This is a genomic window from Parabacteroides sp. AF48-14 (genome assembly GCF_003477465.1).
Lineage (GTDB): Bacteria > Bacteroidota > Bacteroidia > Bacteroidales > Tannerellaceae > Parabacteroides > Parabacteroides acidifaciens.
Genome location: NZ_QUDI01000008.1, coordinates 1 through 15,447, shown reverse-complemented (window position 1 = coordinate 15,447; position 15,447 = coordinate 1). Strand labels below are relative to the sequence as shown.

General features: G+C 42.4%; 20 protein-coding genes and 2 pseudogenes. 17 read left to right on the top strand and 5 right to left on the bottom strand.

Annotated features, from left to right (window positions below; all coding sequences use genetic code 11):
* Nucleotides 1-186: 186 nt before the first annotated feature.
* The 5 genes and pseudogenes from DW083_RS05310 to DW083_RS05290 form a co-directional block, all read right to left on the bottom strand.
* A complete protein-coding gene (locus DW083_RS05310) occupies nt 187-573 on the bottom strand; it encodes a type II toxin-antitoxin system RnlB family antitoxin (protein ID WP_004327330.1) in 387 nt (128 codons plus the stop codon).
* 4 nt (nt 574-577) lie between these two features.
* Nucleotides 578-1,627, bottom strand: coding sequence for a type II toxin-antitoxin system RnlA family toxin (locus DW083_RS05305; RefSeq protein ID WP_004327332.1), 1,050 nt, complete (start codon nt 1,625-1,627; stop codon nt 578-580).
* 232 nt (nt 1,628-1,859) lie between these two features.
* Nucleotides 1,860-2,335: pseudogene (locus DW083_RS05300) on the bottom strand (DNA-binding protein).
* A pseudogene (topB, locus tag DW083_RS05295) lies at nt 2,332-4,433 on the bottom strand (DNA topoisomerase III). Before topB ends, DW083_RS05300 begins: the two co-directional pseudogenes overlap by 4 nt.
* A gap of 89 nt (nt 4,434-4,522) precedes the next feature.
* Nucleotides 4,523-6,043: a DUF4099 domain-containing protein gene (locus DW083_RS05290; RefSeq protein WP_008627643.1), complete on the bottom strand. Its 1,521-nt coding sequence runs from the start codon at nt 6,041-6,043 to the stop codon at nt 4,523-4,525.
* A 277-nt stretch (nt 6,044-6,320) separates the two neighbouring features.
* Between DW083_RS05290 and DW083_RS05285 the strand changes: the two genes are divergently transcribed.
* The 17 genes from DW083_RS05285 (at nt 6,321) to DW083_RS05205 (ending at nt 15,393) form a co-directional block, all read left to right on the top strand.
* A complete protein-coding gene (locus DW083_RS05285) occupies nt 6,321-7,451 on the top strand; it encodes a tyrosine-type recombinase/integrase (protein WP_172884490.1) in 1,131 nt (376 codons plus the stop codon).
* A gap of 54 nt (nt 7,452-7,505) precedes the next feature.
* Nucleotides 7,506-7,985, top strand: a complete 480-nt coding sequence (locus DW083_RS05280; RefSeq protein WP_122331681.1) for a hypothetical protein — start codon at nt 7,506-7,508, stop codon at nt 7,983-7,985.
* Nucleotides 7,986-8,035: 50 nt separating this feature from the next.
* On the top strand, nt 8,036-8,512 hold the full coding sequence (locus DW083_RS05275) for a DUF6678 family protein (RefSeq protein ID WP_122331680.1): 477 nt from the start codon (nt 8,036-8,038) through the stop codon (nt 8,510-8,512).
* Between the two features lie 79 nt (nt 8,513-8,591).
* Nucleotides 8,592-9,113: a hypothetical protein gene (locus tag DW083_RS05270; RefSeq protein ID WP_117685424.1), complete on the top strand. Its 522-nt coding sequence runs from the start codon at nt 8,592-8,594 to the stop codon at nt 9,111-9,113.
* Nucleotides 9,114-9,202: 89 nt separating this feature from the next.
* Complete coding sequence (locus DW083_RS05265; protein WP_008620111.1) at nt 9,203-9,496, top strand: hypothetical protein; 294 nt, start codon at nt 9,203-9,205, stop codon at nt 9,494-9,496.
* Nucleotides 9,497-9,540: 44 nt separating this feature from the next.
* A complete protein-coding gene (locus tag DW083_RS05260) occupies nt 9,541-10,179 on the top strand; it encodes a pentapeptide repeat-containing protein (protein WP_199487941.1) in 639 nt (212 codons plus the stop codon).
* Between the two features lie 70 nt (nt 10,180-10,249).
* Entirely contained in the window at nt 10,250-10,651 is a 402-nt protein-coding gene (locus DW083_RS05255; RefSeq protein WP_009126119.1) for a hypothetical protein, read from the top strand.
* 53 nt (nt 10,652-10,704) lie between these two features.
* Complete coding sequence (locus DW083_RS05250; protein WP_118033024.1) at nt 10,705-11,319, top strand: hypothetical protein; 615 nt, start codon at nt 10,705-10,707, stop codon at nt 11,317-11,319.
* Nucleotides 11,320-11,399: 80 nt separating this feature from the next.
* On the top strand, nt 11,400-11,855 hold the full coding sequence (locus DW083_RS05245; RefSeq protein ID WP_029427323.1) for a macro domain-containing protein: 456 nt from the start codon (nt 11,400-11,402) through the stop codon (nt 11,853-11,855).
* Between the two features lie 83 nt (nt 11,856-11,938).
* On the top strand, nt 11,939-12,451 hold the full coding sequence (locus DW083_RS05240; RefSeq protein WP_007558978.1) for an ankyrin repeat domain-containing protein: 513 nt from the start codon (nt 11,939-11,941) through the stop codon (nt 12,449-12,451).
* A gap of 42 nt (nt 12,452-12,493) precedes the next feature.
* Nucleotides 12,494-12,859 carry a hypothetical protein gene (locus tag DW083_RS05235; protein WP_118032938.1) on the top strand — a complete coding sequence of 122 codons (366 nt, stop codon included), beginning with the start codon at nt 12,494-12,496 and terminating at the stop codon, nt 12,857-12,859.
* 78 nt (nt 12,860-12,937) lie between these two features.
* Nucleotides 12,938-13,288 (top strand): hypothetical protein, encoded by a 351-nt coding sequence (locus DW083_RS05230; protein ID WP_048317449.1) that lies wholly within the window; start codon nt 12,938-12,940, stop codon nt 13,286-13,288.
* Between the two features lie 39 nt (nt 13,289-13,327).
* Nucleotides 13,328-13,852 (top strand): hypothetical protein, encoded by a 525-nt coding sequence (locus DW083_RS05225; RefSeq protein WP_118032937.1) that lies wholly within the window; start codon nt 13,328-13,330, stop codon nt 13,850-13,852.
* A gap of 56 nt (nt 13,853-13,908) precedes the next feature.
* The gene (locus DW083_RS05220; RefSeq protein ID WP_233527273.1) at nt 13,909-14,196 is read left to right on the top strand and encodes a hypothetical protein; all 288 of its coding nucleotides are present in this window, start codon (nt 13,909-13,911) and stop codon (nt 14,194-14,196) included.
* Nucleotides 14,197-14,272: 76 nt separating this feature from the next.
* Nucleotides 14,273-14,575, top strand: a complete 303-nt coding sequence (locus DW083_RS05215) for a hypothetical protein (protein ID WP_118032936.1) — start codon at nt 14,273-14,275, stop codon at nt 14,573-14,575.
* Nucleotides 14,576-14,632: 57 nt separating this feature from the next.
* Nucleotides 14,633-14,857 carry a hypothetical protein gene (locus DW083_RS05210; protein WP_029427360.1) on the top strand — a complete coding sequence of 75 codons (225 nt, stop codon included), beginning with the start codon at nt 14,633-14,635 and terminating at the stop codon, nt 14,855-14,857.
* A gap of 83 nt (nt 14,858-14,940) precedes the next feature.
* On the top strand, nt 14,941-15,393 hold the full coding sequence (locus DW083_RS05205; RefSeq protein ID WP_147382089.1) for a hypothetical protein: 453 nt from the start codon (nt 14,941-14,943) through the stop codon (nt 15,391-15,393).
* The last annotated feature ends 54 nt before the right edge of the window (nt 15,394-15,447 follow it).

Sequence of the window (15,447 nt, the reverse complement as noted above, 5' to 3'; positions counted from 1 at the left end):
AACGACCCGCCGATTTGAGCATTATCAAGAGGCTTGGCAGGTTCTACTGATGCAAAGATAACGGAAATAGTTGGAATGACAAAGATATGTTGAATTTAGGTCTTGCTGATGCCTAAATTTGAAGTATAAACAAAAGGTGCATCATTGATGCACCTTTTGTTCTAATATATTAATTCCTTTATAATGTTAAAGTACATTTGTCGGAAGAATATTAGTTCTGTCTAATTTCTTTCTAAAGAATGTTTTTTGAATAGACGATAATACGCTATGTTCAATCACATCCTTATGCAAAGTAAAGAATTTATCAGAAGCACTAATACACTCTTGTGTAGCTTTACATTTTCTCAAAGAATTATTCAATAGACTAACTCCCATGAGCTTAGTTTTGAAAAATCTATTTTTTAATCCGTTACGGTATAGAAAATCAAAATAAACTTCAGCATCGGCAACATTATATTTTGCCAATTCTGATTGGAGAGCAGTCCAATAGTAATCCGTCATTTCCAATGACAGAACTACTACTAAAAAACTTCGTTCTCCTAAAGAGATTATTTGATAATCTTTTGTCTTCATTTCTTTACCAATTAGTACATAAGTCATTTATAATAACAAGTCCATCCTTTATTATGTTCACCGCTTCATCATAATATAAGGTTCTGCTTGTTTCTAAGTTCCTGCGATCAATATGGAAAGTTGTATGCCGATTCTTGTTATAAAAGTCATACGCCTTTTCCAATGCTCTTTTTAACGAGGGATTACCATTGTAAGTTCCCACATTCTCCAAAAAATGGTAGTTTCCATCTTTACCTCTCTCAAAATATGTACCATAATCTTTAAAATCCGGTGCGTCTTCCAAGAGTCTTTTGCTAATCAAGCCATCCAAAGCCTTCATTATACCGAATGTATAACACCCGTAATCATCAACCACAACACCGGAGTTAGCAAGAGCAATAGATGTTTTCAGAAAATCTTCAAGAATACTTCCTTCAATGTTTTCAGTTTTCGTGAAATGCTTATTCAAATCTTTTTCTATCACACATCCTACTAAAGGTTGAATAGCCAAGAAGTCTTCCATTACTTCGGTTGGAACAGAAGATATTGTCTCCATTATTTCTGTAATAAGCTCAATATAAAAAGCTGTTACAGCTCCCTGTAAAAATAAAGTCCCATTATTATAAAAAATAATAGATACCTTGGCATCATATTTCCCCTTTAAATGATATTGGTTCCTGATAGCAGGATTGTTATCTGTATTGACCGTAGTTATTTCGATTTCATCACTTTCCGATAATACATCTATAAAAGCATCAAAATCTTCTTCACTTATTCCTTTTGCCGTAAAGCTTTTCTTATCAGGGCAAGGAATTGAAGTATTTTGAAGGATAACGTTCCAACATTCTTCACATATTCCTTTTAAATGTGCTTTTCCTTGCGTACTATAAGAAACTTGCCCGCCATTAATAAAACAGTTTAAGATACCAGTTTCCTTATTATGAGTTATTGCTATTTTTTTTAATTTACCTTCTTGGCAATCTGTTATTTTGATTGAATATGAAGGTTTTGTCGCTATAAAATCAATAGCAACCTGATCTATGTTTTCAACAGATAATGAGTGCTTTTTAGCCATTGTCGTCCTATTTTCGGGTACAAAAATACAATATTTTTCGAATATATGTCCACAAATTCAAGCATTTAACCCTTTTTGAGTTGTAAAAAGGCTGTTTAAAGGGAAATGGAACGCTTCATATTATGAACAGAATAGGTTCGAAATCCTTTCGAGTATTTGCCAGTCGGTTATGGGAAAGACAAATCCGCCTTCTTATATAATCGGCTGGCAAAGATAGTGAATATTGCCGGGATTACGGGTACAAGACCTTGAAATCCCGTGGCTGCCGCCGTCTGTCAAGCCGTCCTGCCGGAGCCGCCGGAGGGTCTCGGCTGCCGATCCGCTGCCGAAGTTGCGGACACAGTACAGGCGGGAGAAGCGGAAGCGGCGGAGGTGGACGAGCAGGTGCTCCACGGTGAAGACGCCCAGCTCCCGGCACGCCCGGACGATGCGCTGCGACAAGCCGAAGGTGTCGAGCGGGGTATCGAGCAGGCGGCGGAGCCTGCCCGGTCTGCCGGGCTTGCCCCGCTGTTGCGCCACGTCCTCGTAGATGGTGGCGACCCGGTTGCGGCTGAACAGAGCGGCAAGGGATGCGCCGTCGATCATCAGGATGCCGTCGAAACGGGCGTAGGCGATGTGGTTGCCGTTCATCCAGAGGGTGATGCGCAGCTCGTCCGTGCCGCAGAGCCGGGCGGCTTCCGCCACGGTGATCCAACCGATGCCGTTCATCGCCTGCGCTCCTTTCCTTTGGGCTTGTCCGTGCGGGGCGGGAACCCGTACACGATGCGGAAGTCCTTGTCGAAGGTGAGGTACGCATCGAAGGGCTTGCCGTCCCTGCTCCTGAAGCCTTTGATAAGGGATGTTTTGCCTTTGGTTACAAGGTCGGCAATCTGGCTGTCGGTGAGCTGCTTCTCCCCTTTGTTGCGGAAGACGGTCAGGGGGCAATCGACGTTGCTGCACTTGGCGACCTCGGGTAAAGGAGGATGCGACCGGAACGGCACTTGGGACACGGGATATGTCCGCCGTCCGCCACCGATACCTGCACTTGCAGGAGTTCTTCGGTAATCTGGGCGGCATAGACCTCGATGCCCTTGCGGAAGGTGTCGGGATTCATCTCCCCGCTCTCGATCTTGGCGAGGGCGGTCTCCCACTGCCCGGTCATCTCGACATCGGCGATGCGCTTGTCCTTCACTATCTGATACACGGCAAGCCCCTTGTCGGTCGGCACGAGGCTCTTCTTCTCCCGGCGCACGTAGTCACGGGCAAAGAGGGTCTCGATGATGGAGGCACGGGTGGCGGGCGTGCCGATACCGTTCCCTTTCAGGCTGTCCCGCAGCTCGTCGTCCCGCAACTCCCTGCCGCAATGCTCCATCGCCGAAAGCAGGCTGCTCTCGGTGTGCAGGGGACGGGGCTTGGTCTGTTTCTCCACGCACTCCGCCGATTGCAGGGGGAAAGCCTCGCCGGGCTGCAAGGGCGGCAAAGCGGCTGTTCCCTCGTCGTCCTCGTCCCGCTCGTTCCGTACGGCACGCCATCCGGCGGACCTGACGACCGTCCCCTTGGCGGTGAACACGCTGTTCCCCGCCGTGAAAGAGACGGTGGTAACGTCCTTGAGGCAACGGGCGGAGAAGGCTTCGAGCAGGCGGGCGGCTACCATGTCGTACACCGTGCGCTCGTCGGCGGACAGCTCGCCGGGCAGACACTCGGTGATGATGAGCGCATGGTGGTCGGTAACTTTCCCCGCATCCACGCTGCGGCGGTTGAGCGAAGCCCCTTTCAGGGCGGCGGCATGGGTGGAGAAAGCCGGGTACCGCTCCAGCAGGGCGATGCGGTCGGGTATCTCGTCGAACACATCCTCCGAGAGGTAGCGGGAGCCGGTACGGGGGTAGCTCAACACCTTCTTCTCGTAAAGCGACTGGGCGACGGAGAGGGTCTTGTCCGCCGAGAAGCCGTACCTGCCGTTCGCCTCTTTCTGCAAGGCGGTCAGGTCGTAGAGCAAGGGAGGCTCTTGGCTCACCTCCCTGCGCTGCACGTCGGCAACCTGCACCGTCCCCGTTGCGGTTACAGCGGCGAGGGCGGCGTTTGCCACCGGAAGGGTTTCGTAACGCAATTCAGAGATGGCGGCGAAGGGCGTGCCGTCCTTTTCCGCCGTGATCTTCAGCCGGAAATAGGTCTGCGGGGTGAAATCCCTGTTCTCCAGATAACGGGAGCAGATCATCATCAAGGTGGGCGTCTGCACCCGTCCGAGGGAGTAGATGCCCTGCCCGGCGGCGATGGAAAGCGCTTGAGTCGCATTCAATCCAATCTCCCAGTCGGCGATGGCACGGGCTTCGGCGGCACGGTAGAGGTTGTCGTAGTCGCTGCCGGGCTTGAGGTTATCCAGCCCCTCCCGGATGGCACGGTCGGTCAGCGAGGAGATCCAGAGGCGCAGGCAGGGTTTGCGGCAGCCAAGGTAATTGTAGATGTACCGATGAATGGCTTCGCCTTCACGCCCGGCGTCGGTCGCCACGACGATACGGTCGGAACGGTCGAAAACCTCCTTGATGACCTTCAACTGTTTGAGCACGCCGGGGTCGGGCTTGTACTCCTTGCCCTCCCGTATCTGGCGGGGAATGTACTTGAACTCCTGCGGCAGAATGGGCAGGTTCTCACGCCGGAAGCCCGTGTAGCCGTATGCTTCGGGCATGGCGAGCTGGACGAGATGGCCGAACGCCCAGGTAACGAGGTAGCCGTTACCTGAGAGGTAGCCATCGTGCCGCTCCCGGACATTCAACACGTTTGCTATATCCTTCGCTACGGAAGGCTTTTCAGCGATGACTGCTGTAATCATATTTCTTTAATTTTTAACGGTTTGACAAAAGTTATCCCGTCGCTCGGACGGGATAACCGGGTAATTCATTTACAGAATGGCGGGGGAAATCATCGGCGGACACCCCGGCTGCGCTTGGGCTTGTCGGGCTGTTCCTGCTTCTGTGCCTGTTTCCGGTCCTCTTTCTGCTCCTGCCTGCGCTCCTGCTGCTGTTTCTGCTCCCCGGTGGGTCGCTGCTGTGCGGATTGCAGGGCTTCTTTCAGGTTGCGGGTCGCCTCGACGGTCTTGCCCTCGGAATTGACCGCCACCTGCACCTCGTTCTCCACGGCGGGCTTGACACGCCCCTCTTCGAGCGCCGCCTTGTAGTCCTTGGGGAACATGAAGGCGGGCTTCTCGCCGGGCTTCCATGTGATGTAGCCTTGGTAGGCTTTTCCTTTCTTGTCCACCAAGCCGGAGACCTTGACCGTTCCCCCGGCTTCGAGTTCGAGGCGGGACTTCTCGGTAAGCTCCTGCTTGCGGAAGGTCTTCGGCACCTCCTGATTGGCGGTCTGTTTCAGGTTCGCCTTGTACGCATCCATCGCCAGCCTGCCCCGGTCGCCGAAGAGAAATTCGAGCTGCATCTTGGCTGCGCTGAACTGCACGGGTGCCGGGTAGAGCTTGGGCTGCTCCCCCTCCTTGGCTCTGGAAAGGAACTGGCAGACCACCGCCTCGCCCTGTTTGAGCCGGGCTATCTCGTCCGGGGTGAAGGTATGCCCGTTCTTCTCCGCCGGGATATTGACCTTGGAGAGCGGGAAGGCGACCAGCTCGTTGGTCTTGAGGTTGCGGCTGACAAGGGCTTCGACCTGCTCGCCCGCCCGGTTGGTGACAGTCGCCGGATGCCCCATGTTGCCCGTCTGCCGGAGCACCTGCTTGTCGGAGTCGGTGATGTCGTAGCCGAAGAACTGCTTCTGCATCTTCTCCGGGTCGAGGATGCCGTGGCTGCACACGGTCAGCCTGCCGTCCGTGCCGGGCTTGAGCGAGAGCTGGCTGTCGTTGCTGTGCGAGATGCCGTCGAAGTGGAAATGCACCCGGACGGTCTTGTCGGTCTGGAAGCCCCGGAGCATCTGGTCGAGCATCCCGTTGCCCTCGATCTGCTCCCGCTGCACGCCGAGGGCGGCGAGGCTGTTCCAGTCGATGTCCTCCGGGCGGTACTTGTACTGCGGGTTCTGTTCGGTCTGCCCGGCGGACTGCTGCGGCGCACCCTCCGGCTGTTGCTGCTGCCCGGCTTGGGTCTGCTGCTGCGCCTGCACGGGCGGCTGCACCTCGTACTGCGCAACGAGCGGCTCGCCCGTCTTGACGGACTGGCTCTCCCGTTGCCGGAAATCGGCGGCTACCCGCTGCACCTCCTCTTCCGGCACACGGAAGAAGTGGAAGCGGGTCGGGTCTTTCAACTGGTTCCAGAGGTTGGAAAAGAAATTCGAAAACATATCGCCGTGGCGATCCACCCGCAGGAGGTCGTTGTTGTCCTCCAGCGGGTTCTTGGTCTGTAACTCGCCGTCCTTTACTCCGCTGACGGCTTGGAGCGTGCCTTTCTCGTCCATGACGAGCAGGATGTCCATCAACTGCTGGCTGCTGTCCGGTCGTTCGTCCATAATCTAATGTTTTTAAATGGTGAATACTATTGGTTCTCAAGTGAAACCGGGCGTAAATATAGAGGGAGAAACACGGGGAACGTGCAAGTCCGGGGCGGGCTGTCCGCACTTGTCGTCCGGTTCGCAGGTTTGTCGCAGCCCTTTCCTGTGAAAAATACAAAAAAATCATGCCCCACACGCATTTTTCTCCTCCGGAAAACGGCGATAATTCGTTGTTTTCTCTATATTTGTAAAATATGGGTAATGAGGGACACGGTCTGTCATTGCCACCCATGCGATGCGTATGAAAGTTTATCAGAGCAAACCGAGAATAACGCTTTCACCTGCCATCCGTGACGGGCAGAAATACGTGGAAGTGGAGTTCGACGAGGACGATGCCATCCGGCTGTCGCTGTCGAAAGAGAAGGGCGTGCGGTTCGAGGGGGACAGAGCCTACCTGCCGGAAGAAGGCTTCGACCTGTCCGGCTTTTTCGACCGCCATGTGGAAACGGCGTATATCAATTACTCCGCCCTGAAAAACACCTTGCCCAAGAAGAGCGGGAAAACCAGCCCCGCCATCCCGCCCGGCTATGCCGAGACGCTGCGGCAACTGCGGTACAGCGAGCATACCGTCCGTGCGTACACTGTCTATTTCAGGGAGTTCCAGCAATACTTTGCGGGAAGAAACCTTCGCTACATCCGACCGGAAGAAATCAACGCCTACATCGTACACCTGATTGACACACGGAGGATCTCGTCGTGCCAACAGAACTTGCGCATCAACTCGATCAAGTTTTATTTCGAGAAGGTGCTGGGACAGGAACGGAAATGTTACGAGGTAAAGCGAGCCAAACGGGAACGGACGCTGCCCGACGTGCTGAGCAAGGAGGAGATAAAATCCATCCTTGACGCAACCGGTCCGGACATCCGGCTGTTCTGCATGTTCTCGTTGCTCTACTCCGCCGGGTTGAGAATCAGCGAGCTGCTGGACTTGAAGCCCCACGACATCAACGTGAGCCGTTCGCTGATACGGGTACGGCAGGGCAAAGGGAGGAAAGACCGCTACACGCTGCTGTCGAAGCCCCTTGTCAGGAAGCTGACCGAGTACGCCAAGCTGTACAAGCCGCAGGAATGGCTGTTCGAGCGGTACAAGGGCGAGCCGTTCACGGAGAGCATCGTGTCGAAGAAGCTGAAAGAGGCGGCGAAGGAAGCCGGAATCACCAAGCGGGTGTACCCCCACCTGTTGCGACACTCGTTCGCCACGCATCTGATCGAGCAAGGCACGGACTTGAAAATCGTAAAAGAGCTGTTGGGGCACAACCAACTGAAAACGACGGAAATGTACGTGCATATAGCCGACACTTTCAAGAGCAGCATCCGCACTCCATTGGATGATATTCTTGAAGGTGATAATGAGATAGTTAAATAAGAAAATAACAGCGAAAACCGCTGATAATTACATGTTATCGACCTAAAAAGCAAAATGATTATTAAAATAAAGGACATAAATAATAATATAACTTTTGAGTTATTGATTGAATCTAATATTTTAATCAATGACTTGCATAAGTGTATAAGAAAAGTCCATAATCAATATTTAGGCAATAATGGTATTGATGTCATTAGAATAAATGGTTCACTACATATCTTGTTATACTTCGTATCACTTGATAAATATGTAGAAATGAATTATGGGAATAAGCCATTGAATTTTATTATTGATGAATACAATCATAATCAGTGGCGAAAAGAAACGTTTAATTTTCTTTCTTTTGAACATTTCAATTCAACTGAAGATTATGCAAAGGAACTCTATACCGGTTATGATTGCAGTTTTGTTGAAATGGGTAAAGATGGATGGTATGAAATATATGAATTATGCAATGTACCTAACGAAAAAGCAAGAGAATGGAAAATTGAATATTTAGAAAAGAAGGTCAATAACAAACAGCAAACCGACTGAATAAGTGGAACGCTGCCGAACATTATCGGTAATTCAAAATAAACAAATGTATGGAGATATATGATATAAATACAATTTACAATCAATATAAAGGATTTGTCGATTCTAACTACTCAAAGCAGAAAGATGAAGTAGAACTGATAGTTAGACGAAAGCGGCTATCTTCTGTAATGAATGATACGAAATGGCTAAAACTACAAACCGCAATTTTATCCACAGCAGAATTTGAACCTGCATACAGTGTTCAATTATTGACCGATGAGATTGAGCATTCTCCTGTATTTGGGAAAGTACCGACTTATTTAGGGGATTGGGAACTTATATATGAAAATTGGGAATACGCTCCGCCACCATTCTTTAATATAGAATGGATGGCTATTCAACCTTTGTTTGAAATTTACAAAGGAAGATTAGTAAATCCCGAAATCATAGATAAATCAGACATATTGCTGGACATTCTTCATCAGTATCATATACCGTTTGAGAAAGAAGACGAACATACATTTGTTATTTATGGATATAAATAAAATGAATAAACCGATAACAAACGGATAAATCACCCTAACGGTCGATTATCCACCAAACATTAGCATCAAATAAAAAAGAATGAAAACAATAAAAGAATTGCTTGATGAAGTCATTGATTTAGAAGGTAAGGTTCAAATAAGCCAAGCTATCGACTTTCATAAGGGAGTGCCTACCCTTGAAAAAGGAGTTTATAGAAATGTCTCTCCTATGTTGAAAATCAGGTATGGGGCATTTGGTAAATGGATTAATGCGACACATGGAGATTGGCTTGATACAAAAGAAATGGAAAGTCTATGGAATGAAGATGAAAAGGATGAACGGTTGATAGGAATTGTTCGCGACATAAAAGCTTCAAAGGATTATTGGGAAGACCATGCTACTGGACTATTTGCGCCAAACAGAATTTCCATTTTTGCAGCAAGCGATAATGGCTATGAAATGATTTGCCTAATATGGTTTGACGGTACAGAAGAACCGGAATTATGGGTATATGATTGCAACGGTGAAAGTCGATATAAAGATTTAGCTGCTTATTTGCAAGCATATATTGATGATGATGTATCAGCTTCTGAAGTAAAGTGGAAATTAGCTGATATGTGATTCTTTTATTAGAAGTGATGCTAACATACACCTTAATCGCCCAAAATGGCGATTAGCTGCCGAACATTACCAATAATATAAAATTAAAAATGAGAAATAAATTAATTGATGAATTGGAGAAAATGATAGAATTACTACATCAAACAGGTTGGCATAAACAAGCGGTTTGGTATGAGAATAAGTTGAAACTAATAAAAGAAGGCGAAGAAGATTGCGAATCATTTTATCAAAATCTCCATGAAATTGATGCCTCACTTTCAGGCATTGGTTCGTTCTCTGATCTACCAATGAAACAAAAATTTGTCTCACTACAATGGAATTTGTCAGAAAGGATTCATCAATTAATTTTAGAAAACATTGGTAACAATCACCTAAACTGCTAAACGCAGTTAGCTGCATCCCATTATCGTCAAGTAAATAGAAGGAAATGAATAAGATTAAAGAAAAATGGTCTGATCCAATATTTCTGGAGCAAATTAGCCCTGTTTTAGAGCAATTTACCCAAAGCAACATCGAAATGTCAAACTTAGATCTATCGGGTATAGAACTTAGTTGCAAATCATCAGTTATTCAGTTGCGTAAAGCATACTTGAAACAATCAAAATTTGAAACAATCAACATGTCTTATTCATTTCTTTCTTGTTCTGTTGTTGAAAGTTCTTTGTACAATGTTGATTTTTTCAGAACGAAATTTGACGGTTGTTTAATGGATAAATCAATTTTCAAAGAATGTAATTTTCGAAAATCTAAGTTGGTAATTAATGCTAATGATGCCATTTTTGAGAATTGTTGCTTTATTGATGCTAAATTTGGTATTACAACATATGGATATGAATATGGTGGCAGGCGGACAAAATTTTATAATTGTGATTTCACCGGTGCTGAATTTAAAAATGTAGAGTTTAGAGCCTCAAAATTCTATAATTGCAATTTTACAAGAACAAGATTTATCAGTTGTGATTTGCGAGGAATTAAATTTGAAGGAAATAAACCTAAAATAGAGCAGTATGAGAAAATGAAAATTCCGGAAATGATTCCTGAATATAATATTTCAAGCCGACGATAACAAGCGGCTCAACCTCCCCTGAAAAGGTCGGTTAGCCACCAAACATTATCAACAATTAAACAGAAACGCAATGACAAAAGAAGAAGCATATATTTTATTAAGTTTTCATTCTTGTAGAAACAATGATATAGAAAATGAGAAATGGGAAAATGGCTTTCTTGGCTTACTTCGTCCATTTCGAGGAAAACTATATGAGTGTAATTTTATGGAGATAATGGAATGTCTTAAAGTTCTTGCGGATGATTTTATGAAGCCGACAATCAATCAAACCCTAATAAGTGATGTGTATAGCATTATACATTTAGGCAGGAGATGGATTGTCGGGGCTAATTTTGTCTCACAAGAACAGCAAAAGCAAATTATTGAATGGATTGATATAATACAAGATTGTTTCTACTACCTGTTAGAAGGAGATGTTGATACTGCGTTTCTTGAATATGAAGAATATAAAATTGATAACAAGGAAAGCTAACTCCTAAACGGCGTTCCTTTCCAACCCATTAGCAACCTAAATAACAAAAATATATGATGAACGAAAGGTTAAAAGCTGAATTTGAAGCATATAAAAACGACTTTGAACTTATAAGGCAACAAATTGAAAAAGAGGTCGTAAGAAATGAATATTATAAAAGTGAGTTTTATGAACTTACCCCATTCTCTTATCAGCGTAATGGTTTCAAACAAGGGAAGCCTGTAAAACGTCATGATACAATAAAAAGTAGCAAAAATCTTTGTATATATGGATTTAATGATCAAGCAAAAATAATTGAAGTAAAGGCTGGTTGTTCGATTGAAAATCAATTCTATCACACCTTCCTATTTTATACTGACAATCTTGTGAAAAGTATTCTCTATGATAATGGCAAACATCTGATGAATGTATGTCATTACTTTTTCAAGGATGGAAAGCTGAATCGGTTGCTACTTTGTGGTAATTATGGTAGCCGTGAAGAGAGTTACATCTATGATGGAAATGTCTTGACACATATTGAAATCAAACAGTATAATGAAGAGGGGGAAAACGCTGGAGGCTTGGTTCACATATTCCAATATCAGGACGATGGGGCTTTAGACTCCATCACCAAATCATTTCCAAATGGATATTCTGAAATAATCTATAAAACAAAAAGAGGTTGCTAACAAACAGATGAAACATTTAAGGTGGTTTATCTGCCGGACATTATCTGCCAGAATAAAATAACAATAAAAAAGAAAAAACAATGATTAGGTATATTGAGAAAGGCGACATATTCCGCATTGAGGGTGTAAGTAGTTATGCGCACGGATGTAATTGCGCCGGTGCAATGGGTAAAGGCATTGCCGTGCAGTTCAAAGACAAATATCCAGATATGTATCTTGAATATAAGCTATTGTGTAAAGAAAACAAGTTTTGCCCCGGAGATGTATTTGATTATGATTATGGCAACGGGCATATATATAATCTTGGCACTCAAGCAACGTGGCGAACACGAGCTAAAATAGAGTATATCGAAAAGGCACTGATACAGATGCTTGAGTTAGCCAGTGGTGATAATGTAACGGCAATAGCCTTACCTGCAATCGGTGCTGGATTAGGAGGATTAAAATGGGATGATGTAAAAGCTGTTTTGAACAAAGTTTCAAACGATTATCCTAACGTTGATTTGTATGTAGTTGAAACTTATCAAAGTGAATAGTGGCAGATAACAAGCGGATCAATCTCCCCAGAAAGGTCGATTATCCGCCGGACATTATCGTTGTTTACATTAGAATCAAAGAAATGAGAACAATAGAAGATATGAAACTTGAATTATTGAGTGATGACTCAAACAGGTTTATACAAGCTCTAATAGATTATGACATAAATAGTAAAGATAAATATGGGAGTAATCTACTTCATTACTATATAATGAATTACAAGAGTATCGTACATCCCGCAGGTGTAATTATACCCGAATTTGTAAAAAAAGGGTTGGATATAAATGAAAAAAGGAAAGACGGACGCACTGCATTATATCTTTCTGTTCAATATCAGTTGAAAGGTATTTTTGAATTACTCCTGAATCATAATGCAGATATAGATATGCAAAATGCAAATGGTAATACTCCTTTATGGGAAGCTGTTATGCAATACAAGGGAGATGGCTTTTTTATCGAACACCTTTTGAAAAATGGAGCTAATCCCGATATAGAGAACAACAATGGAGTATCTCCTAAATCATTGGCAAGAACTATCGCAAATTATGATGTAAGAAGATTCTTTAACAATGATAACAAACAGCAAACCGACTGAACAAGCGGCACGCTGCCGGACATTATCATCAAAAGATAAATAATGAAAGATATGAATAACATACCGGGTTATGAAAAGATGTATGGTATTGAATTTCTATATATTCAAGGTGAGCCATCCTCAAATTTCAAAAAAGTAACTTCAAATTTCGACAAAGTAACAAGATTTGTTCAGCCTTCATTACCTAAAGGTGGAGGAGTTTCAGAAGAAGGTTGTTGTATTACAACACCTGATGGCAATAAGTTTTATGCAGTAGAATACCACTCTGATATATTAGGTTGGAGAAAACAAATAACGCAAGGAGCAAGTATGTTGAATTTATTGACGGGAAAAATCAACAATGACAATATTGAATTGTCTAATGGACGAAGTTACACTTTATCGGACTGTATAGTTGAATTTTATTAAATTGATGATAACAAACAGATAAAACATTTAAGGCTGTTTATCTGCCAACCCATTACCAACTAAAGAAAATTAATAAATATGGTCAAGTACAAACTAACAGTAGATGAACCGTGGGGTTTCAATCATAATGGTAGTAATATTCTTCATGGTATAGTAATAAAGCAACTTTCTCCTACATTTCTTCTTTTCAAATCTGATAGTTTTTTAGATTTTAATGGACAAAAAAGTTGTATTCTAATTTTGAAACCCAGATATGAAAAAGAATATTTTGATTTAGAAACGAATGTTGATGTTATTGTCGGTGGTGCTTTGTGTTTAGAAAATAAATACGAAGAAAAAAATGAAGAATATTTAATATCACATAGCCAATATATGCTTATTGGGAGAATTGAAAAAATAAATGTTGGTAACAATCAACTTAACAGCTAAATGCAGTTAGCTGAAATACATTACTAACTTGCAAAAAATATGGTAAATCGAATAGAAATTGAAAGACTACTTCAAAGTAAAGAATTGAAAGAACTATGGCAAACAATTCAACAAGAGTTGCCACAACTTTATTTCTGTAAAGAAAATGACTCTTGGGAGGAAGCACGAATTGATAACCTTGAAGATTACATCTCCGAATGTAATACTTTGCTCTGTAAGTGTAACTTTCAAGAATTATCAATAAAAGATTTATATACTTATCTTTTATCGGATAGTTTTAGGGCTTTTTGCAAATACGTGCTTTTAGAGTGGGAAAACGAAGAAATTGTTATAGATGAGTCGGAGCGAGATTATATATTAAATGAACTTGAAATCTCGGAAGACGAATATAAGCAGCGTTGTAAAACGCATGATTATCTTGATGTTGCAAATTGTTTAATAGATTATTATTTACTGAATAAGCATCCGGATATTTTACTTGAATATTATAAAATGCAAGGATATAAAGAATCGGAACAGATGTTCAAAGATAAAATAAATCTCTATTCGATGTGTAAACGTTAGTAACAAACAGCAAACCGACTGAATAAGCGGAACGCTGCCAAACATTATCGTTTAATATGGTAAGTAGAAAAGAAACAGTAAAAAGTTGTTGTGTGAATATACTTGATGATGTAAAAAGAATATTAGCGCAACCTTTTGAATGTAGGAAGACTTCTCTTCCTGATGGTGCATTACATAATGTACAAAAAGAATTGGAAAATATGATTAATGCGATTGATAAAGATATTTACTCGTTTACACCAAGTTATGGCAAATATCTAATAGATTGTTGGCTTGGAGATGAATTAGTAGATAAACTTCTTGATGTTTCTTTTCAATATGAAAAACTAATTAAGTTGAAATAAACGATAACATACGGATTAATCTTCCAAAGGTCGATTATCCAACAAACATTACTGACTGAAGAAATAAAAAGGAAATATGGAAAAAGAATTAAGAAAAATCCTTTTAGAAATAATAGAGTTATTAGAATTTGTGGGTGAAACTGGTTGGATAATCACTCTCAAAAGATTGTATGCAGCCAATGTTTCTTCCCCAAAGGATTGGCTAAGAGAAATTAAAGGTCTATTTGGTGGAATGGGATCATTTACAGATTTGGTTTTAATGAGAAATGGTATCATTTGCATTGATGAAAACAATAGATTAGACCAGCTACGTGATAGATTATACAATAGAATGGTACAATTTTTTGTTGAACTTAATAATTCAGAGAAAAGTCAGTAACATACGGATAAATCGACCTTTTCAAGGTCGATTATCCGCCAGACATTACCTATAAGAATGAATACGAAAGAACTTATTAGAAAATTGGAGCAAATGACAGAGCTATCGGAAAGTAGGAATGAGTTTTATAAGAAACTAATACATTCCTTCCAGAATGATGCTGATCCACAAATCTATGATAAGATATATTCTAATCTTTGCGGATTATTAGCGCATGGAGATTTGAATAATAAAGAATATGACTTACTGAAAGAAGTTTTATATGAATTAGAAAGGATATAAGAATTAAAAGAATGTATCAGTAACACGCACCTCAATTGCCCATAAAGGTCGATTAGCTGCCAGACATTAGTTTGATTTTTAATATGAAAGCAGAAGAATTACGAATAGCAATAAGAAATGTATTAGAACAAGGGTTTATTTCAACTTTATCTAAATATGGATACAGCTGGAACAAATCTAAGATGTGTTTTCATCGTAAAGTAGGAGATTTCAAGCAAACGATTCTTATCAATTCCTCTGTTAATCCTCAATTCACTAATGGCATAGGCTATATAAGTATTCATTTATTCTATAATTCGCCAAAAATTGAAAAGATGGCTTCTGTTCTGATAGATGCCAAAACAGATTTTGAGAAAGTTGGAATTGTTCTTAATATTAATTCAGGTTTTATTTCTGGAAAAAGGGCTGTATCGTTTGACTTGTTATCATTAGATGAACTTCTAAATGTATTTAATCTTGATAATATGCCATTCAAGGAAATATTAAGTTTCCTTAATGAAAGAACAACAATCCAGAATATACTTATGGATTTTTGAAAGAACAACAATCCAGAATATACTTATGGATTTTTGAGAATAATAAAAGACTAT

What these genes read in the sequence shown, in the direction of transcription:
- DW083_RS05310 (WP_004327330.1), bottom strand. Translation starts at nt 573, where the DNA reads ATGAAGACAAAAGATTATCAAATAATCTCTTTAGGAGAACGAAGTTTT.
- DW083_RS05305 (WP_004327332.1), bottom strand. Translation starts at nt 1,627, where the DNA reads ATGGCTAAAAAGCACTCATTATCTGTTGAAAACATAGATCAGGTTGCT.
- DW083_RS05290 (WP_008627643.1), bottom strand. Translation starts at nt 6,043, where the DNA reads ATGGACGAACGACCGGACAGCAGCCAGCAGTTGATGGACATCCTGCTC.
- DW083_RS05285 (WP_172884490.1), top strand. Translation starts at nt 6,321, where the DNA reads ATGCGTATGAAAGTTTATCAGAGCAAACCGAGAATAACGCTTTCACCT.
- DW083_RS05280 (WP_122331681.1), top strand. Translation starts at nt 7,506, where the DNA reads ATGATTATTAAAATAAAGGACATAAATAATAATATAACTTTTGAGTTA.
- DW083_RS05275 (WP_122331680.1), top strand. Translation starts at nt 8,036, where the DNA reads ATGGAGATATATGATATAAATACAATTTACAATCAATATAAAGGATTT.
- DW083_RS05270 (WP_117685424.1), top strand. Translation starts at nt 8,592, where the DNA reads ATGAAAACAATAAAAGAATTGCTTGATGAAGTCATTGATTTAGAAGGT.
- DW083_RS05265 (WP_008620111.1), top strand. Translation starts at nt 9,203, where the DNA reads ATGAGAAATAAATTAATTGATGAATTGGAGAAAATGATAGAATTACTA.
- DW083_RS05260 (WP_199487941.1), top strand. Translation starts at nt 9,541, where the DNA reads ATGAATAAGATTAAAGAAAAATGGTCTGATCCAATATTTCTGGAGCAA.
- DW083_RS05255 (WP_009126119.1), top strand. Translation starts at nt 10,250, where the DNA reads ATGACAAAAGAAGAAGCATATATTTTATTAAGTTTTCATTCTTGTAGA.
- DW083_RS05250 (WP_118033024.1), top strand. Translation starts at nt 10,705, where the DNA reads ATGATGAACGAAAGGTTAAAAGCTGAATTTGAAGCATATAAAAACGAC.
- DW083_RS05245 (WP_029427323.1), top strand. Translation starts at nt 11,400, where the DNA reads ATGATTAGGTATATTGAGAAAGGCGACATATTCCGCATTGAGGGTGTA.
- DW083_RS05240 (WP_007558978.1), top strand. Translation starts at nt 11,939, where the DNA reads ATGAGAACAATAGAAGATATGAAACTTGAATTATTGAGTGATGACTCA.
- DW083_RS05235 (WP_118032938.1), top strand. Translation starts at nt 12,494, where the DNA reads ATGAAAGATATGAATAACATACCGGGTTATGAAAAGATGTATGGTATT.
- DW083_RS05230 (WP_048317449.1), top strand. Translation starts at nt 12,938, where the DNA reads ATGGTCAAGTACAAACTAACAGTAGATGAACCGTGGGGTTTCAATCAT.
- DW083_RS05225 (WP_118032937.1), top strand. Translation starts at nt 13,328, where the DNA reads ATGGTAAATCGAATAGAAATTGAAAGACTACTTCAAAGTAAAGAATTG.
- DW083_RS05220 (WP_233527273.1), top strand. Translation starts at nt 13,909, where the DNA reads ATGGTAAGTAGAAAAGAAACAGTAAAAAGTTGTTGTGTGAATATACTT.
- DW083_RS05215 (WP_118032936.1), top strand. Translation starts at nt 14,273, where the DNA reads ATGGAAAAAGAATTAAGAAAAATCCTTTTAGAAATAATAGAGTTATTA.
- DW083_RS05210 (WP_029427360.1), top strand. Translation starts at nt 14,633, where the DNA reads ATGAATACGAAAGAACTTATTAGAAAATTGGAGCAAATGACAGAGCTA.
- DW083_RS05205 (WP_147382089.1), top strand. Translation starts at nt 14,941, where the DNA reads ATGAAAGCAGAAGAATTACGAATAGCAATAAGAAATGTATTAGAACAA.